The following is an 11,196-nucleotide window of genomic DNA, read 5'->3' on the forward strand; positions in this document are numbered from 1 at the left end:
GGGCCGAGCCAGGCGCGGGCGGTGGCGTCCCACCGCTCGCCCGTGTTCGGGTAGGCGACCGAGGGGATGCCGGGCACCTCGGCGAGCGCGGGCAGCACCGTCGCGGGCGCGCAGCAGTTGACACCCACCGCGATCACCCCGGGGACGGATGCCGCGACGCGCAGGGCCGCCTCACGCGAGCCGGGGGCGGCGAACCCCGTGCTGTCGGCGGAGAGGCTGACGAACGCGGGGAGGCCGAGGTCGGCGAGCTCCAGCGCCAGCGCCTCGACCTCGATCGGCGAGGGGATCGTCTCGACGGCGAGGAGGTCGGCACCGGCGCCGGCGAGGACGTGCAGCCGCCGTCGATGCGCGTCGCGCAGCTGCGCGACGGTGAGGCCGTAGTCGCCGGTGTACTCGCTGCCGTCCGCGCGGAGCGCCCCGATCGGGCCGACGGATGCCGCGACCACGACGTCGGCGGCCTCCCGCGCGAGCGACACCGAGCGGGTCAGGAGCGCTTCGACATCGGCATCCGGAATCCGCCCGTCGAAGCCCAGCTGGTAAGAGGCCGTGATGACGACCTCGGCGCCCGCCTCGGCGAAGGCCGCGTGGGCGGCGCGCACCTCGTCGGGGTCGTCGCGCAGCACGCGCGCCGACCACAACTCCGAGGTCACGTCGTTTCCGCGGGACTCCAGCAGGGTGCCGAGTCCGCCGTCGAGCACGACGGGGCGTCGCGTGATGGTGTCGGCGAGGTCGATCACGCCTCGTGCGTCTCGCCGGCCGCGAGCACGCGCAGGGCGCTCGCCAAGAGGGCCTGGTCGCCGCGGCTGACGTCGCGCAGGGCTTCGGCCTCGAGTCGGACGAGCTCGGTCATCGCGGTATCCACCCGTTCGATGCCCTCGGGGGTGATCGCGACGAGGATCGCGCGGCCGTCCGACGGATTCGGGCGGCGGTGCACGAGACCGCGCTCGGCGAGCTTGTCGAGACGGTTGGTCATGGCCGCGCTGCCGATCATCGTGGCCGCGATCAGACGCGTCGCACTGAGCTCGGTACCCGCGCGGCGGAGGACGGCGAGCACGTCGAACTCCCACACGGCGATGCCGGCGCTCGCGAAGGCCTTCGCGCGCAGCTTCGACAGGTGGAACGCCGCGCGGCGCAGGCGCGACATCACATCGAGGGGCGTCAGGTCGACTTCGGGCAGCAACTGCGACCACGCGTCGATGAGGAGGTCGACCTCGTCGTCCTTGCTGCTCGCGGTAGGCATTCTTCGACGGTACCGGAGCCGCAGGGTGCGGGGGCGCAGTGACGGGCGTGCCGGGACCGCCGGGATCCCCGTCGAGTATGCGTCACGCGGCAACCCGGGTGAGCGGATGCCGGATGCCGACGCGACTACCGCGCGTGAGCCCGCGCCGAGAGCGCACACGGCGACGCGCCTCGCGACTCCCGTGTCCGAGGGACGGGTTAGCGTGGAGCAACGCCCTCGACGCCGCGGAAGGAACCGATGACCCTGCACGACGAGACCGCTCCCCCGGCCGCGGACGCCGACGCCTCCACGCCGGCCGGCGGAGACCCCGGCGCCCGCGGCATCGTCGGGAACTCGGCATCCCGCGTCTTTCCCGATCGCGACGACGCCCGGGCCGATCCCTGGTCGATCGACCTGGAGCGCATCCAGTTCTCGCCATACTTCTCGCGACTGTCGGCCGTGACGCAGGTGGTGTCGCCGTCGATGGGCGGGGCGCCCGTGCACAACCGCCTCACCCACACGCTCAAGGTCAGCGCGATCGCGCGGGTCGTCGCCCTGCAGCTCAACACCCGATCGCGCCGCGCGGGGGACGGCGACGTGTGCAACGCCACCGTCGTCGAGGCCGCCGCCTACGCCCACGACCTCGGGCACCCGCCGTTCGGCCACCTCGGGGAGTCGACCCTCGACCGTCTCGCGCGCACCGAACTCGGCCTGGTCGACGGCTTCGAGGGCAACGCGCAGACGTACCGCATCTTGACCGCCCTCGACGTCGTCGAGAACGCCCCGCGCGGACTCAACCTCACCGCGGCCGTGCGCGCCGCGTCGGCGAAGTATCCGTGGGCGCCGTCGGTCGAGGCGCGGGAGATCGAGCGGATCGGCGCCCCCCGTGGCATCCGCCGTACCTCCGACGGCGTGTATCGCGTGCACAAGTACTCGGCGTACGACCTCGACGTCGACGACCTGACCGCCGCACGACAGGGGGTGGATGCCGAGCCCCTGCGCCAGAGCATCGAGGGCGCCGTGATGGACCTCGCCGACGACATCGCCTACTCGGTGCACGACGTCGACGATTTCTATCGGGCCGGCATCCTGGACCACGCGCCCATCGCGGCGGAGTTCCGCGGGTGGCTCGACGACGTGCTCGAGTGGCGCTCGCGCGACGACGCCGAGGTGCGCGCCGAGCTGATGCCCGGTGCGGGTCTGGAGCGCCTGCGCCGCAAGATGCGCCGCGACGACCCCTGGATCGCCGACGACGAAGCCTTCCTCGCCGCCGTCAGCGACGTGGATGCCGAGATGGTCACCGACCTGCTCGCCCGCCCCTTCGACGGCTCCCTCACGGCCGAGCGCCGGCTCGCAGGTTTCACCGACCGGTGGATCCGCCGTTTCCAGGAGTCGGCGCAGCTGCGTCCCCTCGACACTCCGCGCGCCGGCCCCGTCGTGCTGTCGCCGTGGGCGTGGCACCACGTCGAGGTGTTGAAGTTCGTGCACAAGCGGTTCGTGCTGAGTCGCCCCGACCTCGCGATCCAGCAGCGGGGCATGAGCCGCATCCTCGCTCGCTCGGTGCGCGCGCTCGGCGAGTGGCTCGACGACGACCTCGACCGCGCGCGCACCCCACGACGCCTGCGCGAACTCATCGCCCTCGCCCGTGAGCAGTACGCCGCCCTGCCCGCCGAACGCAGACCCTCGGATGCCGAGGCCGAGACGCTCGCGCGCTCCCGCGGGATCGTCGACTACGTGGCATCCCTCACCGACGCGCAGGCGTTCGCCCTGTCGGAGGCGATCTCAGGCCGCGCGGATCGCCTGTGGGCGCTGGGGCAGCGGCTGTGACCGGGGAGGACTCGCCGCACGGGCGCTGAGTTCTCTGGTTTGGGGCGCGATCGCTGAGTTCTCTGGATTGGGGCGCGATCGCTGAGTTCTCTGATTTGGGGCGCGATCCGCCGTTCGGGGCGCGACACTCACGCCCCGAACGGAGAATGTCGCCCCGAACCCGACACCACGGCGCGAGGCGGGCCCGCCTCAGGGAATGAGACGCGCGGCGCGGTACCGCGCGAACAGGCGGGTGAACGAGTCGCGCGTGCGGTGATGCTCGGTGAAGCCCGCCAGGCGGCTCTTCGACATGTCGGTCATCACTTCGATCTCGCGCCCGAGATCGGCATCCGTGTGCCACCACGAGGCGACCCGCGTGATGTCGGGTTCGGCGAGTCCGTGCTGCTCGACGATCTCCGCCCACACCGGTGCCGCATCGGCCATCTGCTGCTCGAACGGGCGGGGCGCGGTGTCGAAGCCCTCGGCCTCCACACCGAGGTCGGCCGCGATGCGCGGCCACATCCACCGCCAGCGGAACACGTCGCCGTTCGCCGTGTTGAACGCCTCGTCAGCACCCTCGGGGTGAGTGCTCGCCCACACCATCTGGTTCGCGAGCAGATCGGCGTCGGTCACGTCGGTGAGGCCGTTCCACTGCGTTTCACTCCCGGGGAAGGTGAACGGCCGACCGGTGTGGCGGCTGATGGCCGCGGCGACGGCGATGGTGAGGCCCATGTTCATCGCATTCCCGACCGCATGGCCCAACACCGTGTGCGAGCGGTGGACCGACCACGTGAAACCCGCCCGTTCCGCGGCCGCGAAGACTTCGTCCTCCTGGGCGTAATAGAAATTGTCGACGTCGAGTCGAGGCTCGTCCTCATGGAACGGGGTATCGGGCATCTCCCCCTGGCCATACGCCTCGAAGGGGCCGAGATAGTGCTTCAATCCCGTCATCAGCGCGACGTGGCGCACCGGAGCGTCGACGAGTGCCGCCAGGAGGTCGCGCACCATGCCACCGTTGACGACGATGTTCTCGGCCTCGGTGTCCTGCCGCGACCAGGCGGTGAAGAACACGTGGGTGACCGGGACGCCTCGCAGGGCACTGCGCAACGCCTCGGGCGAACGCAGATCGGCGGATCGCCAGGTCACGCCGGGGCGCTCCGCGCCGGGCCGCCGGGACAGGGCCGTCACCGCCCACCCGTCGTCGGAAAGACGGTCGAGGAGGGCGCCGCCGGCGATACCGGTCGCGCCGACCACGAGAGCGTGTGAGGAGTCAGTCAAAAGCGTTCTTCCGATCGGGTCGAGGTGGATACGGGGGAACGAGGGATGCCCGAGGGGTATTCCCCGGCTCGGCGGGACGCGTCTACGATCGGCGGATGCTGTGCGTCACCGACCCGCTGCCCGCGCGACCCCGGCGGATCGTCGTCGCGGGGGTGTCGGGTGTGGGCAAGACGACGCTGGCGCGGCGGATCGCCGAGATCACCGGCATCCCCCATACCGAGATCGACGCGCTGTTCCACGGGCCGGACTGGACGCCCCGGCCCGCATTCGTCGATGACGTGCGCGCCCTCGTCGCGCGGGACACCTGGGTGACCGAGTGGCAGTACTCCGACGCGCGGCCCCTGCTGACCGCTCGCGCCGACCTGCTGGTGTGGCTCGACCTGCCGTTCGCTACCGTGACACTCCCCCGTGTGGTTGCCCGGACGGTGCGACGGCGCCTTCGCCGCGAACGCCTGTGGAACGGCAACGTGGAACCTCCCCTGCGGACGTTCTTCACCGACCCCGAGCACATCGTGCGGTGGTCGTTCGCGACGCGGAGGAAGTATCGCGAGCGGATCCCCGCACTGCGCCGCGACCTGCCGGTGGTGCGCCTGCGCCGCCGGCGGGATGTCGAGCGGTGGGTGGCCGGAGCGCTGACCGACACGGTGCGCTGAGCCGAGGACCGGCGCGCCGCGTCATCCGCGTCCGCGAGCCCGTCCCACAGCAGACCGGCCGTCTCGCGTCGGCCCTCGACGGGGGCGCAGCATCTCCATCGCACCCGAAAGAGAGACCGTTCGCATGGACCACGTCCTGATCGGGCCGGCGCGGGCTGACCGACCCTTCACGCGGGACGGGAGCCGTCGGCATCCCCCTTACAAGATGCCGACGGCCCAGGTCTACTCTGCCGCACGCAGCGCCGCGACGACGTCGTAGCGCTCTCGAATGGTGGGGCGATGGTCGGGCTCCACGGCGCGCGTGGTGGTGACCGTCCAGTCGACCGGGCCGCCCGCCAGCACGCCCGCCGCCTGCCGCGCCGCCCCGAGGGCGACGTACTCGCCCGCGGCCGGCACGACGATCTCGGCGTCGAACACCTGCGCGGCGATACGCGCGACGCCCTCGTTGGCGGCAGCTCCCCCGATCAGCAGGATGCGCCGCACCTCCACGCCCTGCGCCCGGATCGCGTCGAGCCCGACAGCCAAGCCGCTCAGCATCCCCTCGATCGCGGCGCGCGCGAGATTCGGACGGTTCGTGGAGGCCAGTGTGAGACCGGTCAGCGACGCCTGCGCGTGCGGGAGGTTGGGGGTGCGCTCCCCCTCGAACCACGGCACGAGGACGACCCCGCCGGCACCGGGTTCGGCCTCGAGGGCGAGCGCGCCGAGGTCGTCGTGCGAGACCCCGAGGAGTCCGGCGACGGCGTCGAGCACGCGGGCGGCGTTGAGCGTGGCGACGAGCGGCAGGAACCGGCCGGTCGCATCGGCGAACCCGGCGACCGTGCCCGTGGTGTCGCGAGTGGGTGCGTCGGCGACGGCGAAGACCGTGCCGGAGGTGCCGAGAGAGACGACCACATCGCCCACGCCCGCGCCCAGACCGAGGGCGGCCCCGGCGTTGTCGCCGGCCCCCGGCCCCACGAGGGCTCCCCCGGGGAGGGTTCCCGCGCTCTCCCACGGCCCGATCACGCGGGGCAGCACCGCGTCGCGGCCGAGTGCCCGGCGCAACAGGTCGAGGTCGTAGCCGTCGGCACCCCAGTAGGCGGTTCCCGAGGCGTCGGAGCGGTCGGTGATGAGCTCCTCGAGCACGGAGTTGCCCGGCCCGAAGCCGCGGAGGCGCCAGGTGAGCCAGTCGTGCGGCAGCGCGACCGCGGCCACGCGCGCGGCGTTGTCGGGCTCGGCGTCGCGCAGCCACCGGAGCTTGGTGCCCGTGAACGAGGCGACGGGCACCACGCCCGTGCGTTGTGCGTAGGCATCGGCGCCGACCTCGTCGATCAGGTCGCGCGCAGCCTGCGCCGAACGGGTGTCGTTCCACAGCAGGGCATCGCGGATGACGTCGCCCGCGGCATCCAGCGCGACCATGCCGTGCTGCTGACCGGCGATCGAGACCGCGGCGACATCGTCGAGGCCGCCGGCTTGCGCGATGGCATCCTGCAGTGCGCGCCACCACGCCTCGGGGTCGACCGCGGTACCGGAGGGATGCGGCGCGCGCCCCTCGCGCACCACGCGCCCGGTCTCGGCGTCGGCCACGATGACCTTGCACGACTGCGTCGACGAATCGACTCCCATGACGAGCGCCATGCTTTATCCCCTTCTGGTATCCGCGCCTGCATCGGCGGGGAATCTCTTGATGTTCTTCCGTCCGAGCGTGGGCCCGGTCCCTCCGTCCCCTCCCTCGAGTGTCCAAGACACGCCGCGAGGGCCCAACCCGAACGGCGTTTCCTGGACACTCGACCAAGCGAGACACCGCACGCACGGAACCTGTCGAGTGTCCAAGACACGCCGCCAGCGCCCGACCCGGACGGCGTTTCCTGGACACTCAACGAAAGAGGAGAGGGGGCGCGGGTACGGGGCAGCGGGAGCGTCGAGTGCACGCGGCACCGACCTGGAAGGGCGAGGATGCCAAGGCATCCACGCCCGTCGGGGATCAGCGCGCGCCGAGCAGGTGCTCGGTGGCGAGCTGCTGCAGGCGAACGAAGCCGAAGCCCTTGCCGCCCAGGTAGGCGTCGGTGTCGAAGTCTTCGTAGGCCGAGCGGTCGGCGAGGAAGTCGTCGTAGGTCTCACCCTCGTTCAGCGTCGGCTGCGCGAGCTCGGCCACCTTCGCGGCCGCGAGCGCCTCCTGCACCTCGGGGTCGGCGCGGAAGGCCGCGGCGCGCTCCTTCAGCAGCAGGTAGGTGTTCATGTTGGCCGAGACCGAGTCCCAGACGCCCGTCTCGTCTTCGGTGCGCGAGGGCTTGTAGTCGAAGTGACGGGGGCCGTCGTACGCGGGGACGCCGCCGGGTCCACCGTTCTCGAGCAGGTCGACGAGGGCGAAGGCGTTGTGCAGGTCGCCGTGGCCGAACACCAGGTCCTGGTCGTACTTGATGCCGCGCTGGCCGTTGAGATCGATGTGGAAGAGCTTGCCGTGGTACAGCGCCTGGGCGATACCGGCGGCGAAGTTGAGGCCCGCCATCTGCTCGTGTCCGACCTCGGGGTTCAGGCCCACGAGTTCGGGACGCTCGAGCGAGTCGATGAAGGCGATCGCGTGGCCGAGTGTCGGCAGCAGGATGTCGCCGCGCGGCTCGTTCGGCTTCGGCTCGATGGCGAAGCGGATGTCGTAGCCCTTGTCGGTGACGTAATCGCCGAGCAGGTTCACCGCCTCGCGGTAGCGCTCCAGCGCCTGGCGGATGTCTTTCGCGGAGTCGTACTCGGCCCCCTCGCGACCACCCCACATGACGAAGGTCTTCGCCCCCAGCTCGGCGGCGAGGTCGAGGTTGCGCAGCACCTTGCGCAGGGCGAAGCGGCGCACCTGGCGATCGTTCGAGGTGAACCCACCGTCTTTGAAGACGGGGGCCGAGAACAAGTTGGTCGTGACCATCGGCGTGATGATGCCGGTGTCCTGCATCGCCCCCTTGAGGCGGTCGATCTGCGTCTGGCGCTCGGCGTCGGTCGAGCCGAACGCGAAGAGGTCGTCATCGTGGAAGGTGAGACCGTACGCGCCGAGCTCGGCGAGCTTCTCGACGACGTGCACGACGTCGAGGGGCTCACGCGTGGGGCCGCCGAAGGGATCGGTGCCGTTGTAGCCGACGGTCCAGAGACCGAACGAGAACTTGTCGTCGCGGGTGGGGGTGGGCATTCCTGCTCCTTCGCATGGAGACGCACGGGTGCGTCATGACGCACATCGAGGTTTGTTGGTTCTCACAACATATACCCCGGATGCCGCGGCGTCCAGCCCCGCGTCAGCCTCCGAGCGCCGCGTCCACGACCGTGAACACGTCCGGATCCCACGTGAGCGCGCGGTCCCACGGCAGCCCGAACGCCTCGGCGAAGAAGATGCTGTGCACATGGTCGAGGAACGAGTGCCGTTCGACGGTCGGCAGCACCGACGTGGGAACCTCGTCGGCGCGTCCACTGGTCAGCGAGACGAGACCGTCGTGCGGCCACAGCTGCACCGGCTCGGTCGCCGCGGCGAAGTAGCCCGCGCCGATCGCGGTCACCGGGATGCCGTCGAGCACCCCTGCCTGGGCGTCGTTCCACTCGCGCAGGAACCGGCGCGACACCTCGCGCGCAGCCCCCTGGGAGTGGGCGTCCGCGTACGGGCGCACCTCGGCGAAGATCTGCCGTGTCGCCGGGTCGTCGTGCGCGTCTTCCTCTGAGACCTCGCCGTCGAGGACGTCGCCGAGCACCGATCCGTCCCACGGGGTGCCGAGCGTCACGAGGCGTTCGATTCGAAGGCTGTCGTCGCCGAGCTCGCGGATCGCGGCACGCGAGAACAAGCCGCCCATCGAGTGACCGACGAGGTCGATGCTGCGCACGCCCTCGTCCGCGGCGAGGCGCCGCAAGAACCCGGCGAGCGCGACCCCGGCGTCGTCGACGCGGCCCACCGCGTTGATCGTGACGTCGGCGGGAAGCACGACGGGGACGTCGGCGAAGCCCTGCCACCCGGCATCCTCCCCCACCTCTCCCGCACCGATGCGGGCCGGCGCCGTGAACACGCGGATGCCGCGGTCGAGGAAGTGAGCGCGAAGGGCGGTCATGGTGTTGCCCGCTGCGAGGCCGGACGCGGCCGCACGCTCCGGGTCGGTGTACGGGGTGACGGCGGCTCCGCCGGAGACGAGGACGACAGCATCGGTCATGTCGCTCAGATTACCGACGCGCGCCGGGGCGCCTCAGCCGCCCGACATCACGGCCGCGGGCGCGTCACCGATCCGAACGCCTCCGGAGGAGCGTGTCGGCCGCGACCCCGGCGGTCAGACCCACGGCGGCGCCCAGCAGCAACCCGAGGGCGAGATTGTCGAAGCCGAACACGCCGATGGCGGCGCCCGCCGGCACCCCGAGGACGATGCCGATCGCGATCGGGTTCACCGCGGATGAGCGCTCGGGATCGTGGCGTGTCATGGCTTCACCGTAGGCACACCGGCCCGCGCGCACCTCCCCCGCGCGGGGGACGCTCAGCTGGGCAGCGCCTCTTCGATCGCGGCGACGACCTCGGGGGCGTCGGGCTGGGTGCGGGGGCTGAACCGCGTGACGCGACCGTCGGGAGCCACGACGAACTTCTCGAAGTTCCACGAGATGCGGCCGGTCTTGCCCTCGGCATCCGGAGTCTGCGTGAGCTCCTTGTAGAGCGGGTGGGCGTTTCGCCCGTTGACCTTGACCTTCTCGGTCATCGGGAACGTCACGCCCCACGTCGACGAGCAGTATTCGGCGATCTTGTCGCTGTCGCTGAGCTCCTGCAGGAACTGATTGCTCGGAAAGCCGATCACGGTGAATCCGCGGTCGGCGTAGCGCTTGTGCAGCTCTTCGAGGGTCTCGTACTGCCCCGAGAGCCCGCAGCGCGATGCGACGTTCACCACGAGCGCGGCCCTGCCCTCGGTCAGCGCGCCGAAGGTGGTCTCTTCGCCCTGGAGGGTGGTGACGGGGATGCCGGAAAGGTCCATGGTCCAATCCTGGCACCGCCGGCGCCGCGCGGGGCGGTGCGGAATGACTGTCCCTCTTCGATAAACGCCCTCCACGGGGAGAAACGCGTGGACAGCGCGTTTCTTCGCTCAGAAGGCGTTTATGGGGGTGACGACGCGGGTGCGAACCGACGGAACGCGTCGACGCGAGGGCGCGTGGCACAGTTGTCGCATGAGCACCGCGGGGAGTCGGGGCGATGGCATGCGCCGCGCCAACCTCGCGCTCGTGCTGCGCACCGTGCACCGCGAGGGCCCGCGCTCCCGCGCCGCCCTGACCGAGGCGACGGGCTTGAACCGCTCGACGATCGCCGATCTCGTCGGCGAACTGCAGCGCGCCGGCCTTGTGATCGAGCGGGCGTCCGAGGCCATGGGCCGCGTCGGCCGCCCCTCCCCCATCGTCGTGCCCGACCCCCGGGTCGTCGCGGTGGCGGTCAACCCCGAGGTCGATGCTCTCGACATCGGCGCCGTGACCCTCGACGGCACGATCATCGCGCGCCGGCGCCTCGAGCAGACGTCTCTCCTGACTCCCGAGCGCACGGCCGAGCTGGTCGAGGCGACCCTCGCCGGGTGGCGGCGCGGACCGCTCACCGACAGCCGGATCGTCGGTGTGGGCGTGGCCGTACCCGGCCCCGTGCGGGCGTCCGACGGGCTCGTCCGCGAGGCACCCCACCTGCAGTGGCGTGACGCTCCGCTCTCGGAGCTGATGACGGATGCCACGACCCTCACCGCCCACGTCGGCAACGACGCCGCCCTCGGCGCTCTGGCCGAGTATCTCTTCGGGGCGGCGCGCGGCGCGCACGACGTCGTCTACCTCAACGGCGGTGCGAGCGGCATCGGCGGCGCCGTGATCGTCGGCGGCGTCCCTCTCGGCGGTGCCGGCGGCTATGCCGGAGAGTTCGGACAGAATCGCCCCGGCATCGTCGACGCGGCCGACCGGCGCGCGAGCGACGGGGTGCTCGAAGACGAGGTGAGCCGTGCGCTGCTGCTGTCGGCGGTGGGACTCGACGGCGGCGACGACGCGGTCCTGGCCGCTGCCCTGGCATCCACCTCCGACCCCGCGGCGCACGCCGAGGTCGATCGGCAGCGGAGGATCCTCGCGACGGCGCTGGTGAACGCGGCGAACGTGCTGAACCCGGCGGTCATCGTGCTGGGCGGCTTCCTCGCCGTGCTCGCCGCCCGCGACCTCGACGGCCTCGACACCGCCGTCCGCGCGCAGACGGTGCCGGCTTGCGCCGACGGCCTGCGCCTGGCCGTCGCCGAACTGGGCGAGGAC

General features: G+C 71.6%; 11 protein-coding genes. 3 read left to right on the plus strand and 8 right to left on the minus strand.

Translation table 11 applies throughout. The annotated features are described in order from the left end of the window. Window positions 1-737, minus strand: a 737-nt coding sequence (gene mmuM, locus RWP81_RS09325) for a homocysteine S-methyltransferase (protein ID WP_314455249.1), incomplete at its 3' end; no start/stop codon positions are given. Further along, complete coding sequence (locus RWP81_RS09330) at window positions 734-1,240, minus strand: MarR family transcriptional regulator (RefSeq protein ID WP_314455251.1); 507 nt, start codon at window positions 1,238-1,240, stop codon at window positions 734-736. The genes RWP81_RS09330 and mmuM, both read right to left, overlap by 4 nt. Before the next feature lie 237 nt (window positions 1,241-1,477). On the opposite strand from RWP81_RS09330, the gene RWP81_RS09335 reads away from it, so the two are divergent. Then, window positions 1,478-3,046: a dGTP triphosphohydrolase gene (locus RWP81_RS09335; RefSeq protein WP_314455253.1), complete on the plus strand. Its 1,569-nt coding sequence runs from the start codon at window positions 1,478-1,480 to the stop codon at window positions 3,044-3,046. A gap of 189 nt (window positions 3,047-3,235) precedes the next feature. On the opposite strand, the gene RWP81_RS09340 is transcribed toward RWP81_RS09335, so the two are convergent. Further along, window positions 3,236-4,303 (minus strand): SDR family oxidoreductase, encoded by a 1,068-nt coding sequence (locus RWP81_RS09340; protein ID WP_314455255.1) that lies wholly within the window; start codon window positions 4,301-4,303, stop codon window positions 3,236-3,238. A gap of 95 nt (window positions 4,304-4,398) precedes the next feature. On the opposite strand from RWP81_RS09340, the gene RWP81_RS09345 reads away from it, so the two are divergent. Then, window positions 4,399-4,956 carry an AAA family ATPase gene (locus tag RWP81_RS09345; protein ID WP_314455258.1) on the plus strand — a complete coding sequence of 186 codons (558 nt, stop codon included), beginning with the start codon at window positions 4,399-4,401 and terminating at the stop codon, window positions 4,954-4,956. Between the two features lie 222 nt (window positions 4,957-5,178). Here RWP81_RS09345 and xylB read toward each other — a convergent pair whose 3' ends face one another. The 5 genes from xylB to RWP81_RS09370 all read right to left on the minus strand — a co-directional run bounded on the left by xylB (window position 5,179) and on the right by RWP81_RS09370 (window position 9,905). After that, window positions 5,179-6,570, minus strand: a complete 1,392-nt coding sequence (gene xylB, locus RWP81_RS09350) for a xylulokinase (protein WP_314455261.1) — start codon at window positions 6,568-6,570, stop codon at window positions 5,179-5,181. A gap of 346 nt (window positions 6,571-6,916) precedes the next feature. Further along, window positions 6,917-8,104, minus strand: a complete 1,188-nt coding sequence (gene xylA, locus RWP81_RS09355; RefSeq protein WP_314455264.1) for a xylose isomerase — start codon at window positions 8,102-8,104, stop codon at window positions 6,917-6,919. Window positions 8,105-8,207: 103 nt separating this feature from the next. Beyond that, complete coding sequence (locus RWP81_RS09360) at window positions 8,208-9,104, minus strand: alpha/beta hydrolase (protein ID WP_314455266.1); 897 nt, start codon at window positions 9,102-9,104, stop codon at window positions 8,208-8,210. Between the two features lie 64 nt (window positions 9,105-9,168). Then, window positions 9,169-9,366, minus strand: a complete 198-nt coding sequence (locus RWP81_RS09365; RefSeq protein WP_314455269.1) for a hypothetical protein — start codon at window positions 9,364-9,366, stop codon at window positions 9,169-9,171. A 53-nt stretch (window positions 9,367-9,419) separates the two neighbouring features. Further along, window positions 9,420-9,905, minus strand: a complete 486-nt coding sequence (locus RWP81_RS09370) for a glutathione peroxidase (RefSeq protein ID WP_314455271.1) — start codon at window positions 9,903-9,905, stop codon at window positions 9,420-9,422. Between the two features lie 190 nt (window positions 9,906-10,095). On the opposite strand from RWP81_RS09370, the gene RWP81_RS09375 reads away from it, so the two are divergent. Then, window positions 10,096-11,196: ROK family transcriptional regulator (locus RWP81_RS09375; protein ID WP_314455275.1), on the plus strand; the 1,101-nt coding region annotated here is incomplete at its 3' end.

It is taken from the genome of uncultured Microbacterium sp., assembly GCF_963521695.1.
Taxonomy (GTDB): domain Bacteria; phylum Actinomycetota; class Actinomycetes; order Actinomycetales; family Microbacteriaceae; genus Microbacterium.